This is a genomic window from Agrobacterium sp. CNPSo 2736 (assembly GCF_004005385.1).
GTDB lineage: Bacteria > Pseudomonadota > Alphaproteobacteria > Rhizobiales > Rhizobiaceae > Agrobacterium > Agrobacterium leguminum.
This window is the reverse complement of sequence record NZ_RZTX01000011.1, coordinates 154227-175455: the sequence shown is the minus strand read 5'-3', so window position 1 is coordinate 175455 and position 21229 is coordinate 154227. Positions and strand designations below refer to the sequence as shown.

15 protein-coding genes and 2 pseudogenes are annotated in these 21229 nt (G+C 55.7%); 9 read left to right on the top strand and 8 right to left on the bottom strand.

Annotation, left to right across the window (positions count from 1 at the left end; genetic code table 11):
• The coding region (locus EM858_RS18415) for a transposase (protein ID WP_164865476.1) at nucleotides 1–244 on the bottom strand (244 nt) is incomplete at its 3' end.
• 638 nt (nucleotides 245–882) lie between these two features.
• Nucleotides 883–1157, bottom strand: a pseudogene (locus EM858_RS18410) (transposase); the annotation flags it as partial.
• A gap of 444 nt (nucleotides 1158–1601) precedes the next feature.
• On the opposite strand from EM858_RS18410, the gene EM858_RS18405 reads away from it, so the two are divergent.
• From EM858_RS18405 to EM858_RS18385, 6 genes are all read left to right on the top strand, one after another.
• Nucleotides 1602–3113: an alpha/beta hydrolase gene (locus EM858_RS18405; RefSeq protein WP_080820898.1), complete on the top strand. Its 1512-nt coding sequence runs from the start codon at nucleotides 1602–1604 to the stop codon at nucleotides 3111–3113.
• 178 nt (nucleotides 3114–3291) lie between these two features.
• On the top strand, nucleotides 3292–3450 hold the full coding sequence (locus EM858_RS27195; protein ID WP_162936943.1) for a hypothetical protein: 159 nt from the start codon (nucleotides 3292–3294) through the stop codon (nucleotides 3448–3450).
• 34 nt (nucleotides 3451–3484) lie between these two features.
• Nucleotides 3485–3931: an SMI1/KNR4 family protein gene (locus EM858_RS18400; protein WP_080820897.1), complete on the top strand. Its 447-nt coding sequence runs from the start codon at nucleotides 3485–3487 to the stop codon at nucleotides 3929–3931.
• 165 nt (nucleotides 3932–4096) lie between these two features.
• Entirely contained in the window at nucleotides 4097–4459 is a 363-nt protein-coding gene (locus tag EM858_RS18395; RefSeq protein ID WP_127757550.1) for an ATP-dependent DNA ligase, read from the top strand.
• Nucleotides 4460–4484: 25 nt separating this feature from the next.
• Entirely contained in the window at nucleotides 4485–4880 is a 396-nt protein-coding gene (locus EM858_RS18390; RefSeq protein WP_127757549.1) for a hypothetical protein, read from the top strand.
• A gap of 6 nt (nucleotides 4881–4886) precedes the next feature.
• Complete coding sequence (locus EM858_RS18385; protein WP_127757548.1) at nucleotides 4887–5177, top strand: hypothetical protein; 291 nt, start codon at nucleotides 4887–4889, stop codon at nucleotides 5175–5177.
• A 168-nt stretch (nucleotides 5178–5345) separates the two neighbouring features.
• Here EM858_RS18385 and EM858_RS18380 read toward each other — a convergent pair whose 3' ends face one another.
• Both EM858_RS18380 and EM858_RS18375 read right to left on the bottom strand, forming a co-directional pair.
• Complete coding sequence (locus EM858_RS18380; RefSeq protein WP_127757547.1) at nucleotides 5346–5846, bottom strand: hypothetical protein; 501 nt, start codon at nucleotides 5844–5846, stop codon at nucleotides 5346–5348.
• A 728-nt stretch (nucleotides 5847–6574) separates the two neighbouring features.
• The gene (locus tag EM858_RS18375) at nucleotides 6575–8437 is read right to left on the bottom strand and encodes an ABC transporter ATP-binding protein (RefSeq protein WP_127757546.1); all 1863 of its coding nucleotides are present in this window, start codon (nucleotides 8435–8437) and stop codon (nucleotides 6575–6577) included.
• Nucleotides 8438–8734: 297 nt separating this feature from the next.
• Between EM858_RS18375 and EM858_RS27460 the strand changes: the two are divergent.
• The 3 genes and pseudogenes from EM858_RS27460 to EM858_RS18365 all read left to right on the top strand — a co-directional run.
• Nucleotides 8735–8842, top strand: a pseudogene (locus EM858_RS27460) (integrase); the annotation flags it as partial.
• A 103-nt stretch (nucleotides 8843–8945) separates the two neighbouring features.
• Nucleotides 8946–10151, top strand: a complete 1206-nt coding sequence (locus EM858_RS18370) for an OpgC domain-containing protein (protein ID WP_127757545.1) — start codon at nucleotides 8946–8948, stop codon at nucleotides 10149–10151.
• A gap of 431 nt (nucleotides 10152–10582) precedes the next feature.
• Nucleotides 10583–10813, top strand: coding sequence for a BrnA antitoxin family protein (locus EM858_RS18365; RefSeq protein WP_112954850.1), 231 nt, complete (start codon nucleotides 10583–10585; stop codon nucleotides 10811–10813).
• A 1122-nt stretch (nucleotides 10814–11935) separates the two neighbouring features.
• Here EM858_RS18365 and EM858_RS18360 read toward each other — a convergent pair.
• The 4 genes from EM858_RS18360 to EM858_RS18345 all read right to left on the bottom strand — a co-directional run bounded on the left by EM858_RS18360 (nucleotide 11936) and on the right by EM858_RS18345 (nucleotide 21190).
• Nucleotides 11936–15331, bottom strand: coding sequence for a TM0106 family RecB-like putative nuclease (locus tag EM858_RS18360; protein WP_127757544.1), 3396 nt, complete (start codon nucleotides 15329–15331; stop codon nucleotides 11936–11938).
• Nucleotides 15332–15790: 459 nt separating this feature from the next.
• Nucleotides 15791–19009: a DEAD/DEAH box helicase gene (locus tag EM858_RS18355; RefSeq protein ID WP_127757543.1), complete on the bottom strand. Its 3219-nt coding sequence runs from the start codon at nucleotides 19007–19009 to the stop codon at nucleotides 15791–15793.
• A complete protein-coding gene (locus EM858_RS18350; RefSeq protein WP_127757542.1) occupies nucleotides 19006–20319 on the bottom strand; it encodes an EH signature domain-containing protein in 1314 nt (437 codons plus the stop codon). Before EM858_RS18350 ends, EM858_RS18355 begins: the two co-directional genes overlap by 4 nt.
• Nucleotide 20320: 1 nt before the next feature.
• A complete protein-coding gene (locus EM858_RS18345; protein WP_236781232.1) occupies nucleotides 20321–21190 on the bottom strand; it encodes an OmpA family protein in 870 nt (289 codons plus the stop codon).
• Between the last annotated feature and the right edge of the window lie 39 nt (nucleotides 21191–21229).

Below are 21229 nucleotides of genomic sequence, written 5' to 3'. Positions count from 1 at the left end.
CGCGGTTCTCCCGCTCGAGAGCCTTCATCTTCTCGGCGACATCGCTCGGCAGGCCTGCTCGTTTGCCGCTGTCGACCTCGGTCTTCTTTACCCATTCATGCAGCGTGGCTGGCGAGCAGCCGATCTTGGCAGCGATAGATGAAACGGCAGCCCACCGCGAAGGGTGCTCGGCTTCGTGATCCAGCACCATACGAATGGCACGTTGACGGACTTCAGGTGAAAACTTGTTCGTTGTCTTGCTCATGATGGCTCCACTCTCTCAGAAGTTGGAGCCTCCGGCAAACCCGGAGCGGTTCAACCCGTTTTGAAGCCAATCTGCATAGAGCCTCCCAAGTCCGGTATCGTTGCACTGATATCTTTATACAGAAACCCAAATCAGACTCGCTCCGGACAACCGCATTAAGCCAAAATCAGACTTCGTTCCATTAGCGTGTTATTAAACATCATAGACGACCTTAAACCGAGGACGCTATCACAGGCCACGATATTAGTATTGGGTAGATCAGGTTAAACAGCACTGCGCAAAGGGTGTTAATGAACACGAGAACATCTGCTCTTGGAGTAATTATCGGTATCGCTTGGAGCGCCGCAGCTATAGCGCAGACGGCAGACTTACCCACTCCGCAAGAAGCAGCGCGAGCATACGTCAAAGCGACGAATTCGATGGGAATGGTCTGGGACAAGAAAAAGGAGGGGGATTATATCGTAACCCTTGGTGAGTGCGCAAAAAGCTCTTCTGGACCAGGTGTTATTTGCATAACCTCCATCAAGACGAATATCCCAAAAGCCAAGCCATTTCATAATAAGCTCGGCTTTTCCAGATCGCCATCTGGGGAGTGGGTAGCGACATTTGAGCGTTGATTTAACCCTTACGGCGTCGACTCATAAACTTTGGCACCATATTCTTGTTGCGACGAGCTTTACGGCGGCGAGGTAGTTTTCCGGACGCTTGTCATATCGGGTTGCGATGCCTCGGAACTGCTTGATCCTGTTGAAGAACCGTTCCACGAGATTGCGTTGCCGATAGACCCAGTCCGAAAACACGAAAGAACCCTTGCGATTACTCTTCGGCGAGATGTTGGCTCAGGCCTTTCGCTCGGCGGCCTAGCCCGAATGGCATTCGTGTCATAACCTTTGTCGGCCAGCAGGATGCCCCCTCGCCAAGCTCACTCTTGGCCTCCAAAAGCAAACGGAGGCGGAGGTTGATTCCGGCGCAGCCCAATCGGAACGCTGATATCCTCACGGGCGAATCCGAGGGAAATTCGGCGTTTTCTCTGTTCCTTCCATTTCCACAATCGCCTGAGATTTTGGTTGGCGCAAAATCTGTCAGAGACGGCGGCTCATGGGCCTCTACAAAGAGAATTTGCTGGCTGGTGGTCTCGCCGGTGCGCGTTGACTTGTCTGAGATACTAAATTCCCGCCTGCTGCTCCACCAGTCTACTACTTCATGCGGCAGAGCGCATAATTAATTGATTATTTTTGAGGAAAGAATGCCGACGCAAGCATCCAGGGAAACCGATCATTTAGGAATGCATCGTTAAGTTGCGACAACTTTCATCGTCCCGTCGGATCAAAACAAACACCATTTATCTGAGACACCTATGGCAAATACTGATCACGTTGAATGGCTTAGAGAGGGCCGCGATGCTTGGAACGGCCGTCGAAAACTAGTGAAATTCAAGCCTGATTTGGCCGGTACCGACTTTCGTGAAGTTCTCGACCAAGCGTTTCTGAGCGCTCCGCATTCAAATTTCTTCTCTCGTTACGATTTTTCGGAAGCTAATCTCCGCAACGCCAAGCTAATAGATTTGGATTTTTCGAAAGCAAATTTTAAATCAGCAGACCTTTCCCATGCCGATCTTACCCTTAGTAGCTTCGATGGCGCAGCATTCGACAACGCAAATCTCAACGGCGTTGTTGCTGCAGAATCTTCCTTTCAGGACGCTAGGTTCCCAAATGTTGAGTGGACAAATGCAATTCTGCGAGACGCATATTTTGCTCCAGATTTTTCGGAAGCAGACAGCCTCTCGCCCAGCCAGAGGGCAGAGATTTCAAAAGAACCCCGTATTACGCTGGACTTCGGACTTCAGGCCAGCTTCAAGGAGTTTTTCGGGACACACAAAGCTAACATACCTACAGTAGCACCGAAGAAAGAGCCGACCTATCTGGTTACGTTTGCGACTAACCGCAATCTTATTAGGGAGCGCGAGTGGATAACTTTTGGTGAACAGAGAGATAGCAGACTTCACTACGGCGCTTGTCAGGTTTTGGTCCCAAGTTCACACAAGGTGGGGTCGCTGGGTTCGCCACTTTGGAAACGTTTGTTAAAAGGGGACGACCGACTACAAATTCGACGGACATATCACCTGACCAGCGATTTATATTGGCAATTCGTACATAAGAATTTCTCGGAATTGTTTAATAGTACGCCGCCAACTGTCGTTATCCACGGTTACAATGTTGGGTTCGAGCACGCTGTACTTTGGGCCGCTCAGATCGGTTATGACCTAGGCTTGATGCGGGGGATAAATCTTTTCAGTTGGCCATCACGAGACCAAGTGCATGCCTATCAGGCCGACGAAGCGGCAGTTGAGGCTAGCAAGTATCATCTTGCATCATACCTATTAGATTTCATTGAAAATGCTGGCGGGCGGAGGATTAATGTCCTTGCTCACAGCATGGGGTGCCGCTGCTTAGCAGGGGCCCTCGAAATCATCGGGTCTTCAAATCCAGAAAAACTGAAGAGGTTCAATCATTTAATTTTTGCCGCCGCAGATGTCGATCAAGATACTATGCGGAATGTCGGCGCACATGTGATTGGCAATTCTGGCCGTACCACATCTTACGTTTGTTCGAGAGATAAGGCGGTACAGCTGTCCGCTATTCTGCACCAATTCGCTCGCGTTGGTTTTTTACCACCGGTGTTTCTAATGGATTCGGTGGACACCGTTGAGGTGGAGAAGGGAGGCTTGCTGGAACTTGGTCACAGTTACGTCTCGGAGGCGAGGGAGATTTTAATGGATATGCACCAGATTCTCAAAAGCTCAACGCCTCCCGAAGAACGTTTCGCCATAAAGCCGGGAGTGGCAGGTCATTGGGTTCTCAAAAACTGAATCTCGTTCAATTGACGAGATTGTAGTCATTTACCAATTCAGCAGAGCGCGCGAAATGCCTGACCACGGCTCAATTGAAGGGCCCTGACAAACGCGGTCGGGCTATAAGGTTTATGCACTCGTTCGTGGAGACGTAAGTCACTTTGAAACCCTGAAATCATCAGGCAAATTTGATGCCGTGGCGATCCAGAAATACGCGGACGCGGCGACAAGCATCGCCGGTAGCAATCTGCAGAACGAGGCCGCCGCTCTTGCTGCCGATGGTATCGACGAGGACCTGTGCGACAATCAGGTTATTCGCAATCTTATTGGAAGCAGCGTTATCAAAGCTTTGTAAGCTTTGGACAAATTGTACCCTGAGGAGAATTTTGGTGACAACACGACGCAAAGAGTTTGATGCACTATGCTACGAGGGGCAAATTTCAGGACCAGTTGAGACTCATGAAATTCAACACGCAGAAGCGGAGTTGGGTGTCCAATTCCCCCTAGAATACGCGGATTGGTTAAGAACGTATGGCGCTGTGTTGGCTGATGGCTTCACGATATTCGGCTTACCTAGCGCTGAAAATAACGATCCCCCCCTTTGGCAAAACGTTGTTTCAGTGACTCAACAATTGAGAGAATGGAAACAGGTGGGGGCGGAGCGGCCAAGTCTAATTGCGATATCAGAAGATGGATTTGGAAACTATATATATATGGATACTCTATTTTATTCGGAAAGTAGAATGTGCGTTATAGGTCCGGACATTAACAAGGTTTTTGACGTGAGTATATATAATTTTTTTCTGGATTTTGCTTCCGGAAATTTGAATTGGTGAAAAGTGGTCTGGCATACCGGATAAGACAGAATTTTCGGGTACTGAAACGACGATCAGATCATGCATGTCGTTTCTGACATTACAATCGATCCGAGGGCTATTTGCAAGGCGGCCAGCCCCATCCCATGACAGGAATGGTTTCGGTGGCATATCCGCGATATCCTCATGGTGGCGTTTGTCGACTACGCAAAGGACAAGTCGTCTTCCTTCGGCCTGACGGTTGGCGTGAACCCCGCCGACTGGAGTATTCGCGGTGATGAGATCGTCTATGCCGATTCAGTCGGAACAGGCTGCAGGGAAGCGCAGGCCACCAATCTCCGCGTCACCCTTGACAGGCTGAAGCGTAAGCGATCGCCCCTCGCCTGCAACGGCTCCCGTAAGGATATTGTCTGGGCACTGCCAACCATCATCACCGAAATCCACTGTCGTGGCTGGACACATCAGGGGAAACTACGGCACGCCTCTTTCAAGGGCGCTCGCGATGTGCAGGATAACGCCGATGTCTTTCGGATCGAAGACGTTCTTTAGTTGCTACGAAGTGAGACGACAGAATATGAAACGCAGAGCCGCAAAACGCCGTCCATGTCTCGTCATGCTTTTTATGTTTCTACCGGTTGGAACAATAGTTGCTCAGGAATTGACGGAAGGACAGCGTGAGGAAGCTGCGTTGCTCGACGTCTTTCAGGCCAAAGGCTTTTCAGGTGGTGAGGCGGCTCACATGCGAGATATTGGAATCTTGATGTTCATGAACCGTTTCTGCGGAGAGGACCACACATCGGCAGCCTATGTCAGAAGAATTTTCAAGAACGAGAATGATTTTAAAGTATACGGCGACAGGGCGGACGACTATTGGACGAGCGCGGACCAATATGCGTCTTTGCTCGTCAGATATGCGGACAGTGGTCGACGACAGGAAATCTGCGCGATGCTCCCCAAGCCTGCAAAATGAAGCTGTATGTACATGAATTCGAAATGCGCCGAACAAGCAGCTTACACGGAGTTTCTGGCCGAGGTCTCTCCATTCCTTGATCCTCACACGGTGCGAGATGCTGCCATTTTCGATTACGGGCAATGGGAATTGCCATTTGAAGCAGTTTTAATTGCCATTATGGAGAAGCCAAGAAATCAGGTGAGGTTTGATTTCAACCGCGTCGCTGTGTTGGCTGAAGCCGCAAATATAGTGATCGAAGGAGTATTAGATCCGGCGACTTGGCAAAAATTTCTGTCGTGGAACGAGAAGCGGTGACAATCGCCGCGGCGCCGTGGAGGCGGCGCGTTTACGGCCGGAGTGAGCACCAGCGACGGGGACCGGCGGAGGAAACCAGCGCTCCCAAGTAGCGCCGTAGGGTTTTCCAAAACCGGCGGAACCCTTTATAGAAATCGGTCATATCCTAAAAACGCGGTCCCGTATCATTCATTTGGGAAGCTTTGTCGCCGCGCCTCGCAGGATTCTTTCCGCTGCCTTGACTACACTTTCGTCTTGATCTTTGGCCTGTGTCTTCAACCATTCAACCGTGGTCTTTTCCAAATAGAGAGAAAGGCGCTCCAGTCCTTCGGGAAGGTGGGCCTTTCTTGTGCCAGGACGTGATGCCCCAAACTCGATCAAATCAGGATATATCAATACGGCAATGCCACATGCGGCCGTGCCCAGACGATCGCGAATTGCTTCAAAACTCCGAGCACCCAATTGCTGAGTATTCGTAAGCCATGGGTCGCCGGAGATCACTGGTTGAAATTGTATTTTCTGTTTTTGATAGGACTCTGAACTGGCGACGTTGTCGCAAAGAAACTCAGCGCTCTTCACATAACCAAAACTATAGGCGAGGCGTTCTTCACGTGATTTATCCTCCGCGCAAACTGCACCACCTGAAATGCAGATACTCAACATCACAAACATAGAAAGTTTCTTGGACATCGTTTGGTGGATCCTTGGCAGCGTTAGAAAACAGAGGATTGAATCTACTGCCTTTTCAGTACGTGAGGCTCAAAGAGCAATACAAGCCGCTCCTACCAGACGCAACCTTGCATCTGCTGGAGGCATCACACAAAGCTGCGGCACGCCTCATTCAAAGGCCAGAGCCGTCGTCTACAGCATCATTCTGACATGCAGGGCTTGCGCCGTCGCGCCGCTGGCCTACGGCCTTCGTGACGACGGGCGAACGCCTGGGTTTCGTCACTGAGGGAATAGCCACGGTGCCACGACCGGGTGTCCTCTTCCGTCCCCTCACGCTCATACCACCCTCGATACCAATGGCAGTCGCCTCGCGCGGGAAGATACTTCCGCCCGTCGCTTCATGGATACCCCGCAGGCTACGAAACCTTCGCGGACGTAGCCAAACGCGTGCCCAAGTTCATCAAGGAGATTTACAATATCAAGCGGCTGCACTCGGCCCTTGGCTATCGATCGCCAGCAGAATTCGAACCCAACTCGCCCAGCAGGTGGCTTAGTTTGAAGCACCTCGCCGGTCCAGCTCGAGGGGTTCACTCAAAAACCGGCTCAGTTCTGCGCGGAAACCAATATTCTATGCGTCGAAGGCGTCGATAGCTGTATTCAGCATGCCTCCAATCGAATTCAACCGGTTTTCATCACAACCTCTTTACACGTGACGAAGCTCTCTGCTCTCAGCGTCGCTCCACTACCGCTTACGACGTCACCCACTCATCTTCGGGAATGAAGCCGCCGATCTGGCGTTTCCAGAGCCGCGCAAACAGCCCGTCCCGCTCGACCAGCTCGTCCGGTCGCCCCTCTTCGACAATCCGGCCGTGATCCAGCACGATGATGCGGTCCATTCTGGCGATGGTCGAAAGGCGGTGCGCGATCGCGATCACGGTTTTGCCTTCCATCACCAGATTGAGCTTTTCCTGAATGGCGGCTTCGGACTCGCTATCAAGGGCGGAGGTGGCTTCATCAAGGATCAGGATAGGCGCGTCTTTCAACAGCACGCGCGCGATGGCGACCCGCTGTCGCTGCCCGCCAGAAAGCTTGATGCCGCGGTCTCCTACAAAGGCCCGATACCCTTTTCGCCCTTCGCTGTCGGCGAGATCACCGATGAAGGCATCGGCCTTCGCCACTTTCGCTACCTGCTCCACCTCCTCCTGCGTCGCTTCTGGTCGCCCGTAGCGGATATTGTCGCCAACAGACCGATGCAGCAACGCCACATCCTGGGCAATTACCCCGATATTACGGCGTAGGCTCATCTGTGTGATCTCGCGAATATCCTGCCCGTCGATGCGAATGGCGCCATCCTGAATGTCGTAAAACCGCAGAAGCAGATTGACCAATGTGGTTTTTCCCGCACCTGACAGACCAACCAGCCCGACCTTCTCTCCCGCGCGGACCTTAAGCGACAGATCATTGATCACCGGCCTGCCTGACTTGTAGGCGAAACGGATATGATCGAAATCGATGTTCCCATGCGAAACGCTCAGTTCCGCCGCGTCGGATCTGTCCGTAATCGTCGGCGGCGTCGTCATGACAGGCATGGCGTCCTTGATTGTGCCGATCGCCTGAAAAATCTGCTGGCCCATCTGCAGGAAGGTGAACGTGTGCCCGGACAACCGCTGCAATATATAGACGGCACCGACGAATTCCCCGACCGTGATGAAGCCCTTCACAAGACCGGAAAGCCCCACCGCCAGAATTGACAGCCACAACGCCATATTGAGCGCAACCACGACCAGCTCGGACGCCCGGTAGACACGCTGCTCCCGGTGCTGCGTCTGCACCGCCTTGGTCAAGATGCGACGAATAGCGCCCGCCTCGCTGTCCTCGGCGGCAAATTGCTTGATCATCTGCATATTGCTGTAGAGATCGGTGATCGCCCCCGAGACAAGGCTCTTTTGCTCGGCCGAGCGCCGTGACCGCTCCGTGAAGACGGGAGCCAGTTTGACGGCGAGAACGACATTGAGCATGATCCAGATGAACACCGGCAGCGCCAGTTGCCAGGACAAAGCCGCCAGGAGCGCAAGAGAGCCTATCATTTGCAGCAAAAAACGCGGTCCGATCTGGAATGCGTTGATGATCTGCTGCTGAACGGCTGACGAGACCTGTGAAAGACGCGAGGCGACCTGCCCGGCATAAAGCTCATGGAAAAATGCCAGATCCTGCCGCTCCACAGCCTTGTGGCCCTGCCACTGGATGGCCACCGGCATGGCGATGCCGAGCGTGTGCGAATTGAGCGTATTGAGAAGAAACGAAGCCACCGGCATGGCGGGAAAGATCAGCAACCCAAGGGCGGTCAGCAGCGGCCATTCATTGTGCAGGAAAGTTTCCGCTCCCTGAGCCGTCACGCCATCGACGATAACGGACAATCCCCAGATGATCGACAGGTTGATGGCTTCCACCGCCATGGACGACAAGGCAAGAGCAATGAGGACGCCGCGAAACATGGCGATGAAATGCAAAAGCACCGCCACGGGACCTTTCGACGGCAATGGTCGAAAGGGAATTTCGAGTGGCCGTATCAGCGTCTCGAAAGGACGAAAAATCGTATCTGAAATCGACATGGGCCTCTCGGATCGCGGTTTGGCATCGACGGGGAGGAATCAGCTACGCGTCCGGCATGGAACCATGCATGGCGTTCAATCTCAATTAACGGCTGTGTTTTTGCGACTGGAGTTCGCGACTTGGGTTTATAAAATCGCCAGAGTCTTCTCATCGCATCGTTCGGATACTGCGTCATATGGCACGCTTCACGACCGCACCGCCGCTCGGATACATTCATCATGGGCCGAGGTTGAATGCTGCGAAATGCACCAGGTTAGTGACGCCAGCGTAGTGCAAGCATTGATGCGCAAAGAGGCCGCCACGTTCAGAAGCATCTGGGGCACACGACCGCCGAGATGACTCGGCGGTATCAACGACGGCGGGACCGGTTTCGAGTTGACCTGACGAAGGCCTCGGGGCTTTAGCTGGCTTCTTTGGCTGCTTGCTAGGTATTAACGGTCGCCCAAGCCTCATTTAGGCCATCCTTATTGCGTTGCAATATCCTGGATTCGGTTGAAAGAGCTTGTCATGGCGGGTACCGCAGCGATTTCGAGGATCGTCGGGATAGATCTCACCCGGTCGGTCGCCATCTTTTTTGCAATGCTCAGTCATGTCTGGGTCGTCACCGCAATGGATCACTTCTGGAGCAGCCCGTCTGCAGATTTATTGCGGGCGCTGATGGCGCTGGCGACGCCGATCTTCATCCTGCTTTTCGGCACGATGCTCGAAATCATCTATCGGCCCAAATTTGTCCCGGGTGAGCAGAGGCTGGTTGCCATGCGGCTGTTTTCGCGTGCTATACAATGCTGGCTGCTATACTGCCTGTCGGTCGTAGCGCTGTATCTGGTCCCGGACGGATATTCGCTGAAATTCTCGATCGCGACCATGATGCTCCTGGGAGTTACGCCATTCACCGACATTCTGAAATTCTATGCCGTCGTTCTTTTCCTTGCCCCAATCCTATTGCTGTTGCGCAACAGAACCGGCCTGCTGCCGCTTCTCTTCGCCGCGGTCGCAGTCCATGCAGCCCACCCGATCCTTCGGGGATTGCCCAGCCCTATCGATTTTCAGATGAGCATGTACGCGGAGAGGGTAGCGACTTTTTTGTTTGGTATTGGCAACGCTAAGCTCGGCGGCCCGTCGATCCTTCACGGACTTAGCCTGATCATCGGAGGAATGGCGTTCGGGAGGCTCATCGCAGGTGACCGAGCCGCTCGATCTGCGACAACGGGCAGTATTGCTAAAAGAGCCTCGTTTCTGTTGGTTGCTTCAACTCTGGCTTTAGCACTCGGTGCTCTTTTAAGCCGTGACAGTTCGTTGGCCGAGCTTGGCGACATGTCGCTGCGAATGGATAGCGACCCGCTTTATTTTGCTGCCGGCCTTTGCGGCGCGATTGCCCTAACTTCCTTGGCCGTACTCACCACTCAGGGATTGTCTGAGGAGGGAAAGAAGAAGCTGGAAAAGCTCGTGTTTTTCGGACGTACCAGCCTGTTCACCTTCGCATTCGGCAACATGATCCTGTACGCTTGGCCCGATACGCCGGACACCCTTGGATCGGCCATTCTTCACGCTGTACTGATGAGCGTAGTCATTATCGGGCTAAGTTACCTGTTCAACCGGGAAATGCGTGGCGGCGGGCCCCTGGCCACGGTTGTTAGATTGCTTCAGTCGAAGATCACGTCATTTGTCAAGATGCTGATAGCTTTGGGTATCCGCAGAGCGGAACAGACCTGATTTCTTAGAAAATGCCGCGGGGCTGTTGATTATCGCACGAATTTGACCCACTTTTTCATTTCGGAGCGATCCGCCCACACCGCCAAAAGAGGCTTCTAGTCAACACCTGGATGAGATCAGGTGGTACAATGCGAAATGGAAACTTGTCGCAAATTCTACCGAAACATCAACACAACTAAACTCCTAGCGAAGATCGAAGGCTACGGGTGAGGTTTCCTGCAACCAGTTCGGCAGTTGCAGGAAACCCGCGGAGTTTCAAATCGCGATATGCGATCTTGTCCGAAGAGCGGGGCGGCTGACCAGTTCATCAGCAGCAATGACGCTCTTTCGGCTGCCCGCTACGCTGCGACCAACGCTGTGTTGGACATACAGCCTGGAAACGAAACTGACCGGCTGCACCGTTCGGGCGCACGACACAAGAGGATATGACCATGGCAACACCCCGACGACCGTCCAATCCGAAAGACGCAGCCGAGGCGCTGTTCAAACCGGCAAAGAAGGTCACAGCACCGGCCGTTGAACGGCCTGCAATCCCTAACACCAAGGAGCTTGTATCATTGAAGATCGACAGCGATGTCCTCGCGCATTTTCAGGCGGGCGGTCAGGGCTGGCAAGAACGCATCAACGACACCTTGCGAGCCGCAATGAATGTGTCCAATTAAGCTCTTGATGGGATCTGAACGTTCAACACCGTTATTCTAAATAGTGCTAACGCGCTGAAATTGCTCAGCGGTGGACGTCAGTTATCTCCGCGAAACGGCTGATATGGGCCGTGAACGAACGGGCCGCTTTGGGAGAACAGAACTAGGAAGCAGACCCAAGTACGCATCTAACATGGCCAATATTCGAATCCTATCCAACGGGGCACCCTGCTCCCTGGCTGCGCCAGTAAGATCAGACCATCGCAACCCTTCCAGATTCAGACCATAGCTGATCGTCGAACTCGGTGAGGCGTCATGCGACGGATACTGGGGACCGTAAAACCTTCTTTTTCCGGTGCGATCACCGTTTTTCTCATCGATCAGGCCCATTGCAATTGCCGCGTAGCTTGGCACGGACCACTCTGAAAGCCACCAGTTGATCCGAAGTGACTGCACACCATTATAGAGGCTGTCACCAAGCGCCATGAGTTCAGGGTTCATATACTCCCGCGGAATATCGAAGTTTGAAGAAACGCAGGAACTCTTCGCTTCGAAATTTTCCGCTTTTCTTCCATCCCAGTATTTATGAACATCTGTTTTATTGTACCCGGCGTTCTTTGCGTCACGATAGACTGCCGGTTGGGTTTTATATCTAGGCAACCGCCGGCAAGACCGTTGCTGCGGACAGGACGATCGCGAAAACCTTGTTCATTTCACTCCCCCGAGCCCAAAAGAATAAATGAAATCCAAAACTTACAAACGAGCAAAAAACAACTTAAAGTTGGCATGCTGATCCATTTTTTTGTCAAGACTATTCTCTGCGACCGTAACACCCTCCAGTTGTTGTGGAGGCCAGTCGTCCATATTTTCAGCAGCGTAGTTTCAGCTCAGTCCGCGCGGTACGACTGTTTCGGGCCGGAAGGGAACCGACGGCTTAAGAGTCCCAGTCCGGACGAAGCAGACGTTGATCAACGCCGACTGTTCAGTCACACAGGGCCCAGAGCTGACGCGCGGGTCCTGTCAAGCGTCGCGATGCGGCTTCGCTAGCCAGCCGTCTGCGTTTAAGCGCGGCACGTTGAAAGTCGCGAAGGCTCCAACTGTTACGAGGCTGCGAAGTGTTCATAAGCGATCTAGCCACGCCGCTCAGACCACGCTTGCTCTCTCTAGATACCGGCAAAAGGCGTTCGCGAGCTGCATCTGCCGCGGCGTCCGGCACTGCGCTTCGAAGACGGAGGGCGAGGCGACAAGCACGCAGATGCATTTGGCGCGCGAGGTAGCCACGTTCAGACGGTTGAGGCTGTAGAGAAACTCCATGCCGCGCGGTGCGTCTGCATAGCTTGAGGTCGTCATCGAGTAGATGACGATCGGCGCTTCCTGACCTTGAAATTTATCGACCGTGCCGATGCGGCCGCCGGGGATCCGGTCCTGCAACTCGATGACTTGAGCATTGTACGGCGCGATGATGAGGATTTCGTTGAGCGTAACAGGCGCTTCGACCCCGTGCTTGTCGATCCATGTCGTCCCCGCACCAAGGATTTTATCCACCAAGTCGCGGACGCAATCAGCTTCCTCAGGCGACGAACTCTGATTGCCTTCAGTCGGCACGGGTACGTAACGCAGGCCCGAGCCGCTGACACGGCCGCCCGACCTTATCTCCTGCACTTCCAGCCCTGGCCGTGGGTGAAGACGGCCGCCGTAGAACAGCTCGGAGGTATAGGCGCAGATGTCCGGGTGAAGCCGCCACGTCTCGGCCAGAAACAGCCCGCGGTCGTCGGCAATGGTCTGATCACCGCCGAGGATATGATGGAGCGATGAAACGTCGGTGCCTTCTGGATGGCTGCCCTGCATGGGCTGGTCAAGCTGTTGCGGATCCCCGAGCAGCACGATGGTAGATGCCGCCTGAGAGACGGCCAGCACATTGGCAAGCGCCATCTGCGCCGCTTCATCGATAAAGAGTACATCGACGGCTTCGGCGGCGTCGGGTGACGCCCAGAGCCACGCGGTGCCGCCGCCGACGTGGACGCCGTGGCTGATAGCGCCGAGCAGTTCAGGTGCCTTGGTCGTGAAGCTCAAACGGTGGACGTCGTCCTCTTTCTCGGCAGGTTTCTGCATACACTGGACATTTACGCCCATCGCGTCGGCCGCCGTCACGACGGCATCCAGAAGATTGCGGATCACCTTGTGGCTGTTGGCGGTCACGCCGACGGTCTTTCCAGCCTGAACGAGGGCGCAGATCATGCGGGCACCGGTGTGGGTCTTGCCGGCACCGGGTGGCCCTTGAATGGGAAACATGCCCGGCTGCAAATGCGGTGCGATGCGCAGCGCGGCATCGAGCGTGGGTTCGCCGTCCTGCCGGATCGGCTGTCCGCCGAGCCGCGGCGGCATCCGCATGAGAAGATCGCGGGCCGCCCTGTATCGGCCATCGCCCCCCATGCCGTTCGCGGCGACATGTTCACCGATGCGAACAAGCGCCTTCGCAAGCACGTCGGCATCAATCACCTTGTGAGCGAAAACGGCCTCGCTGTGGACATCGGCTGTGTCGCCCCGCTTTTTGATATCGACCCAGCGTTCGTCTAGCGCCATCTGCTCGACCGTGCCGAAATGGGCACCGCCCATGTTCCGCAGGCTTTCGCCGCCGCGCAGTTCCGTCTCCTGCGGGGGGAAGCTGTAGCGATGGATCGGCGCCTTGGCGGTACCGCCGGTTGTGCCGATGAAGGAAAGGCCGGACAGGCCCGCCCGCTCTTCGAGCAGGTCCTCCGCCGCGAGATCCGATAGCCGGAAATACTCCCACCACAGCGCCTTCTGCTCCCGCCGGTGCCAGTCGAGCGTATGGGCAAGCAGCCAGCGCGCGTGCTGCTCCGGTGTCCGGTCCGCTAGATCGAGCGGCACGTCGCCGGTTAGCTCAGCGATGAGCGCATTGATCTTCTCCTGCCACTCGCTAAGCTTCTCACTCGGCGCGCCTTCCGGTGCCTCCGGGCGCGGCACATCCGTGCCTGCTGCGATCAGTTCATCGCGGCGGGTCTCAAGCCAGTCGCGCAATTGCCAGGTCGAAACGCAGTCGTCCATGTTATAGCCGGCGACTACCGTGCGGTCGGCATCATCGATGAATTCCAGATCGCCAAGCTCCAGGCAGGCCTGCATCTTTGCGAGCGCCATGTTTGCGTCGGACAGCTTCGTGTCGCGCGTGAACCCGTACAGCGGTTCGAGCTTTTTGATGGAATAGCTCTCCACGCTCGCCCGCAAGGCGTTCCGGACAACGCCGTACAGATCGACGAAGCGCTTGGAGCGCAGCAGGAAGTCGATCTCTTCCTCGCGGCTCGCGTAGCGGCCCATCAGCCGCTTGAGCGCCGCCGGCTCGTAGGGCGCGAAGTGGTAAATGTGCAGATCGGGGTGCTGTTCGAGACGCGCCATGACGAAGTCGATAAAACGCTCGAAATTCGCCTTCTCGTCCTCGCGGGAAAAAGCCCAGTCGCAGGTGTAGCTGGCGGCGCCATCCGTGGCGGCGAAGCTGTAGCCGAACAGATATTCGAGCCCGCCTTCACCTGCAAAGGGATCGCCTTCGAGGTCGAAGAAGATATCGCCGGAGGACGGGGTCGGCAGGCTTGCAAGCCCAAACCCTGGCACCACCGACAGCAATTCGTGAAGCATGGCGGCTACAGCGCGGCCTTCGACCTGGATGCGCGCCTGTTCGCGAATGCGCTCATAGGAATAGGCCGCACCGCGGGTGGGCTTCCAAGCAAGCGGCAACGGCATGGTCGCAAGGTTGGCCACAGTCTCGATGCCTTGCCGCTTGAGTTCGTCAATCTGGACTTTGCTGATGCCGGCGACGAGAGAAAGATGATCGTCGGCGCGGCGCCGCTGATCGCAACGATCCTGCCAGCGGCATATATCGCAATGCGTTTTCGGGTCGGGATAGATCGCCGGCCCGCCGTGCTCGTCGATCGCGCGCGCGAGCTCGGCCCGCACCCGCCTAAAATAGGCCGCAAAGTCGTCCATCCGGAAGATCTGCGGCTCGTAGTCGGACCAGGGGGCGACGACATAGGAATATGTAGGCGTCAGGCCCTGCACCGAGGCCACGAGTTCGGCATAAAGGCAGAGTTGCAGGACGGTGCCGCCCTTGGTCTCGCGGGCGAGCTTGGTGTCGATCACTTCATAAGACCATGCGCCGAGATCGCTTGGCGTATCGATGCGGCGAAGGATATCGGTGCGGCCGACCCAGGCGTTAAGACGAAACGCACCCTGCACGATGATGGGGTGGCCTTCGATCATCGCCGTGCGTGTCTGCGCGACAGCGTCGTCGTCCACCCCGACGCCGTCAATAACGGTGACGTCGAGCCCCTGCGCCTTCAGGTGCTCGACATAGCCCTGTTCGTGGCGTGCGCCGCGCTCCCAGAGGATCTGCAACAGCGGGTCCCAGAAGGCGGGTTTGGGAAGTGTGCCGCGCGCGACTTCGATGTCTAGGCCGGTCAGATGGCGGCAGTTCAGGTGCCCGACCAAGTCGGACGCGCTGAGCAGAAGTGAGTCGTTGCGAAGCTGCATCAAATAGTTTTAACTCAAATGGTTTACACGCGCTATTGCTTGTTCCAGAGCGCTAGACATCTTTGTAGGCTCCGAGAACTGACACCCAGCATACGGGTGCTAGCCATCGGCGGCAGGCCGCCTCCAATTCAAGAACTGGCTAGAGAGGGCCGGTTATGGGAATGACAACCGCCATTGTGGACGACAGGAATGGAGGCGCAAAGCAGATCGGATCTCGGTAGCGGCTCTCAGAGCAAAGAGGAGCGGCCGCATAACGTGCAGGGCCACTCCCCATTCAGATTTCAGTTCGCTCGGCCAGTTCTAGGGTAGCTTTCCGCTTCACGAAAACTGAGTCAGAACCAACATATCAGCGCGGCCCATGCCGGAGAGCGCGGCGACCAATGCCGTCAGCTACGCCACCCCGCGGGACATGATCTGACGCCCCATCATCTCCCGCGCGAGTCCCACGACGCTTCAGGTCTACTCGGGCAGGACGAACTCTGGCCAAAGGGCGCCAGTCGCCAGCTTGGAATGCGGAACCGACATCTTCTTGGCAACTCCATTGACAGCCATGGAAACCACTGCGGCATCAATATCGGGACGAATGGAGTTTGACGGGAGACTTCCGCCGCTCGCAACGAGAATTGACGCTCCGCCACGCCGCGAGCGTATGCGGATTGTATTTGCGTCGAGCATCTCGGCAGTCAGGTCCGTTCGTCCTTCGAGAGCGCCATCTAGTTCCGGCGTCTCGCTCGCGACACCGACATCCGACGCTTCGACAACCGCATCGTAGAGCATCCGCGTCTCGCTCTCGGTAGCTTCAGCGGGCCAAAGAACTCGGTCAGCGATGGTTCGTTTCCGCTTCATCAGGCGCTGCAGCAGGCAATCGAACGAGCCGGCCCCCAAACGAGGGTGCACGGCGAGAGGGATGTGAACCGTCACTGGCTTTGTTTGACCAATACGGTGAGTGCGATCGTTGCATTGCTCTTCAACTGCCGGGTTCCACCAACGACTGAGATGGATCACGTGATTGGCGGCCGTAAGTGTCAGTCCAGTGCCAGCCGCCCTTGGCCCGAGGACCAGGACATCAAACCCACCGTCGTTCATTAGATGCCGCTGGAACCGGTCGGTGATATCCTTGCGCGCATCGATGGTCGTGTCGCCATTGATGATCATCACCGTGTCCAGATCGAACTCCAAGCGCACAACTTCGGCGAACCAGGCCTGCACATCTCGATTTTCGACGAATACGAGCGCGCGCTCGCCCTTTGACTTGATGTGGCGCAAGATGTCCAAAGCGGCTTCGACGCGTGCCGCCGATGCGCTAAACTCTTCCGTGGTTTCGCCTTCAAGCAGGCCGGGATGCAATGATATCCGCCGGATGTGATGCAGGAGCGCGAGCATCATACCGCCCTTACGACGGGCCTCGTCATACCTCAGCATCTGAGGTTCGGACATCTCTCTAGGATGCAGTATTCGAACCTTCGTAGGCAAGCCCGGCGCAGCGTCAGTTTTCAACCGCCTTATCGCTAGCGCCGGACGTCCATGCTGCCGGGAGAACAGCGCATGGTGAAGGACTGTCATATTCTCTTCGGTGGGAAGGCCGAACACCCCCTTGAACTGCGCCAACGCTCCAAGTGCACCGGGGAATAGTTGGTCCATCAATGCCCAGAGATCTTTCGTCGCGTTTTCGATCGGCGTCCCGGTCAAGCCTATGCGGAAGTCCGCATTCAGCGACTTCGCCGCTTTGGCCCTCATTGTCACTGGATTTTTGACGAACTGAATCTCATCGAAAATGGCGACGGCACACTGGAGTTCCATCAAGCTGATCGCGAAGTTCGCCAGCGTTTGATATGTGGTTATCACGACAGGCGCGCCGTTCTCGAGGCTCCGGACTTTGTCCAGATCGAGTAATGCTTCACCTTCGCGAATGTCCTGGCCGGCGATACCCTCCTTTTTGAAGTGGGCCAGATGGGAGCCATACAGGCGCACGGGAGTTCCAAGCGCCCCGGTGGAGAGATGTCGATCTATTTCGGCCTCCCAGTTCAAGAGCAGCGACGTTGGTGCGACGATCAAAAACGGTCGATGCTCCAAAACACCCGCATCCATCTGCCCTCTCAGCCATGCCAAAAATGACAAAGTCTGGAGAGTTTTTCCCAATCCTTGCTCATCGGCATTAAGGATTCCCGGGATACCCGCGCACCAAGCCGAAACCTGCCATTTGAGCGACACAATTTGATGGGGCTGCAGAGGTGTCATGACCGTCTCCGGTACCTTGTATTCTGCCTCGTCGCCTTTCGGTCGGACGACAGCCTTGAAGTCGACCTCCCAAAAATTGTCATGCGTGACCGGCAGGTAGGCGTCCAGCGAAACTGAAGGGGTATCAACGGGCTTCTGTCTCAGGTACTCGGCCAACCGTCTCGACAGAGCTTCGACGACTTCCGGAAACGTAGGAATTTCCCCTACATCATGGATGATCGTGGGCTTGCCTTCGGCGATAGCGGAGTGGAGAGCTTCGACGACTTCCGCCAATTGCTCATCCTCGATCTGCGAGAGGCGATCAGCCAACTCGGCATCAATGCAAGAGTTCCACCACCTGGTTCCGGAACTTTGCATCCCTTCAATTTCCATCGCCTGCCATTTGGCGACGCCAAGTACACGGGAAACCCATTCGCTGGTCTCGACCCACACTCGAGAGGTTTCCTGCTCAACCCTTTCTGCTCGTGCGGCTGGGCTCATGAGTGCGGTGATGCGCCCGTCATCTTCCATCTGACGTTCGATGGCCGATTGAATTATCCGGCCTGCATCCGCAATAAATGCTCGTCGTCCCGCTTCGTCCGCCTTCGCATGCTTCGCGATCGCATCAAGGACCGGAGCCGCCGAACGGTCGATGATCAGGAATTTGCCGTCTGCAACTCGATAAGCTGGCTGAGCTCCGCGCCGGATAGCACCCTCACGGAATTCGTGCAACTCGCGTCCCTTGAGTGCCGCGATATCGGCAGTTTCCCTGTCTGGATCCGGTTCAGGCGAGCCGACGAACGGAAGAGGAAAGAACTTCGTATCATCATTTTGATCGAACCCGATACCCACCGAGTCACACGTAACTACCGCGAGGTCGCGCAGGAAGCCTTCAAGGTTCTCCTGCGGCGCAGCTTCGTCCGACGCATCGAACAGACGGCGGAATTTCCCGAGTTCAAGCCAGTGATCCGTAACCGATGACTGCTTCTTGAGTGCATCCGCCTGCTGGATGGCCCAATAGATCTGGTGTGGAAGTCTCATCATCTGCACACCAGATCCTAAAAACGCTCCCTGAACCGGTAGTGCAACGGCGCGCCCGTTTTTTTCCCACCACCACTCGATGCCGAAATCGGCGCTTCCAACCGTGCCGGAAAGCCTTGCCTTGAAGACGTAGCCCGTGACCAAGCGTGGAAGTCCCAGGGCGGTAGCGGTGTTTGAATCGAATTGCGCTACCAGAGGATGGCGAATGAGGAGACCGTTCTCGGTTACCTGGTGCTGCTCGCCAAGGGGGTCCAGATGCCTCAGTCGAGCCACGGCCAGCGCCGTTGCGCGCTCCGCCTTCGTCAAAGCCCTCATGTCGATCGGCTCGCGACGCCTAAAGCTTGTAAACCAGCTCCTTCTCTCTTGCGTGACGGTGGCGTACGCAGCGTCGCGATCTACTCGGAAATCAAACTTGATCATCGGACGACCCGCTCTTCGACCCATTTCATCCAATGTCCATATGGATCATGGATTCTTGTGTCAGTGTGGCCCACCGGCAGAATAAGCGCCTCGGCGTCATAGGTAGTTTGATACAACTTGGGAGTCCTCCTATCTGTGCCCGAGAACACGTGGACGCGATAATCGTGGGAACCCTCGACCACGATGTGACGTCCTATCCGCATAATGAGCAAACACGTGTCCTTGCGCGCTTTCGAGGTCTGTTTGCCTGCAACCGCGCTCGCCGCGTTTGCCGATTTGGCAAACATGTCTGCCGCAATGTCCGCGGCGGCGGGAGACAAAGCGACCCAAGCCTCGTTGACGAGACCACGATTGAAAAGTCCTTTCCAGAAGTGATGCCGTGGCGGCCACATGTGATTGGCCGTCGATTTCGTAATTACGGACAACAGGGCGTCCATGCTCGCGCCGGCGAGCCAGCGCACCACCACACCACGACACGGCGCGCCAACAAGCGACCAGAATTCGGGGCGTTGATTGCGGGGGTCTCCGTATGCGCTGGTTATCCGGTCGAGGAGTTCCTTTCGATACTCCTGTTCAGGCATCTTGTGGAGCCATGGCGTCAGCAACTTCTCAATGGCGCTGGCCGCCATCTCATCGCTCGCCCTTGCTCGGCCACCCGGCAGAATCCACCGAAACACCTGGTCGACCTGCGCATCCGTTTCGATCTCAGGAAGTATGCGCAACCAAGACACGTGCAATTCCCACATCAGATTACCCGAATGGGGTGACGCGACGCCCACACCAGTCAGCCATCGATATGGGTCCGGCTGCGTGACCATTCTCTCAGCAAGCTGTTCGGGAGCATGAGTTGGATCAAGCACCTCGGGAATAGACAAGAAAACGCTCTGCCAGCGGTTGGACAGATGTGACGACCGCTCCTGGATGATGCCGGCGAGCCATTTTGTCAGTTGCCCGCCACGCGACCATCCCGCAATATACCCTTCCGCCGCCGCGTCGAGTAGAACCGGATTGGTCGTAGCGTGAACTTCGCGGCGGACGAAATCGAATGTGCTCGGGTCTAGTTTTTCGGCTCGACCAAATGCAGCACTCGCCAGGATACCGACCTCGCCTACGGTAACGCTGTCCCATTCCCAGTCGCGGACCGCGGTCGCGATTTTGGTTTTCACTTGCTCTAACGTGGCGGGGGCCACCTTGCCGACCTCCGGAAAGGCGTGGAAGACAGCCTGTACTGCCTGATTCAAGCGCTCGATACTCTTGCCTTCGAATTTCTTCCGATGGGGCATTGCACGAAGCATCTCAAGCAGCGTCATGTCACGGCTCCCCTGAAAGTGCCCGTCTTATCTCGGCGATATCCGTTTCCTTGGACGGAACCACCATGATGAAGCGCAGATCAATACGACGGTTGGCGTCTCGGCCGCTCTCCGTCTCGTTCTGTTGTATGGGGCGGCCTTTGCCAAAGCCCGCGACCGACAAGACGGGTTGCGTCTCCCGGTTCTGATAAAGCACGAGGTCCGACTTCTGTTGGATCATAAGCGAGTATATGGACGCAGCTCGTTTGGCACTGAGGTCCATGTTCACTACCTCGCTGCCCGTGTTGTCTGTGTGTCCCTCAACTTGCAACGAATCGATCAAGGCAAAGGCGGGATTGCAATCCTCAGCAAAGGCTCTCCTCAAACCCAGCGAGTAACAGCCGAGGTTCTGGTCTAGGACTTCGGCAATCTGCCGCATACGAGCCGCCCCTACGGCCGTCGGCACCTCTTTACCGGAATCGAATAGTCCGTCACCCGCGAACTGAAGCGCGTCGTAGTTCGCACTCACCTCGACGTTTACGCCTGGGATGCGGCTGTTGATCTCGCTCTTCAGACTCGTGAGCAGCTCTTTGCGAGCGTTGGCGACAGCCGAGTTGTAGACCTCCATTTTGTTTGCCTGTTCGGGAGCGTTGAGAAGCTTGCGCAGACGTTCGAGCTCTTCCTTCATTTCTCGGGTCGCCGTCACCACGAGACGGCCATCCGCCTCGACAATCTTAGCAATCGCATCGATGTCTCGTTGTAGCCGATCCTTCTCACCTTTCAGGGTGTCGTACAGGGATCGAGGCACGGTGTCGGAGACATTGAACTGGCTCGCGAAAAAGGCTAGCAGAATCATAAGGATAAAAAGAAAGCTGATGGTCATGTCAGCCATCGATATGAAGACCGACTCCTCCTCTTCCTCTTGCCGACG

What these genes read in the sequence shown, in the direction of transcription:
- EM858_RS18405 (WP_080820898.1), top strand. Translation starts at nt 1,602, where the DNA reads ATGGCAAATACTGATCACGTTGAATGGCTTAGAGAGGGCCGCGATGCT.
- EM858_RS18390 (WP_127757549.1), top strand. Translation starts at nt 4,485, where the DNA reads ATGAAACGCAGAGCCGCAAAACGCCGTCCATGTCTCGTCATGCTTTTT.
- EM858_RS18355 (WP_127757543.1), bottom strand. Translation starts at nt 19,009, where the DNA reads ATGATCAAGTTTGATTTCCGAGTAGATCGCGACGCTGCGTACGCCACC.
- EM858_RS18345 (WP_236781232.1), bottom strand. Translation starts at nt 21,190, where the DNA reads ATGGCTGACATGACCATCAGCTTTCTTTTTATCCTTATGATTCTGCTA.
- EM858_RS18380 (WP_127757547.1), bottom strand. Translation starts at nt 5,846, where the DNA reads ATGTCCAAGAAACTTTCTATGTTTGTGATGTTGAGTATCTGCATTTCA.
- EM858_RS18360 (WP_127757544.1), bottom strand. Translation starts at nt 15,331, where the DNA reads ATGCAGCTTCGCAACGACTCACTTCTGCTCAGCGCGTCCGACTTGGTC.
- EM858_RS18375 (WP_127757546.1), bottom strand. Translation starts at nt 8,437, where the DNA reads ATGTCGATTTCAGATACGATTTTTCGTCCTTTCGAGACGCTGATACGG.
- EM858_RS18370 (WP_127757545.1), top strand. Translation starts at nt 8,946, where the DNA reads ATGGCGGGTACCGCAGCGATTTCGAGGATCGTCGGGATAGATCTCACC.
- EM858_RS18350 (WP_127757542.1), bottom strand. Translation starts at nt 20,319, where the DNA reads ATGACGCTGCTTGAGATGCTTCGTGCAATGCCCCATCGGAAGAAATTC.
- EM858_RS18385 (WP_127757548.1), top strand. Translation starts at nt 4,887, where the DNA reads ATGTACATGAATTCGAAATGCGCCGAACAAGCAGCTTACACGGAGTTT.
- EM858_RS18365 (WP_112954850.1), top strand. Translation starts at nt 10,583, where the DNA reads ATGGCAACACCCCGACGACCGTCCAATCCGAAAGACGCAGCCGAGGCG.
- EM858_RS18395 (WP_127757550.1), top strand. Translation starts at nt 4,097, where the DNA reads ATGGTGGCGTTTGTCGACTACGCAAAGGACAAGTCGTCTTCCTTCGGC.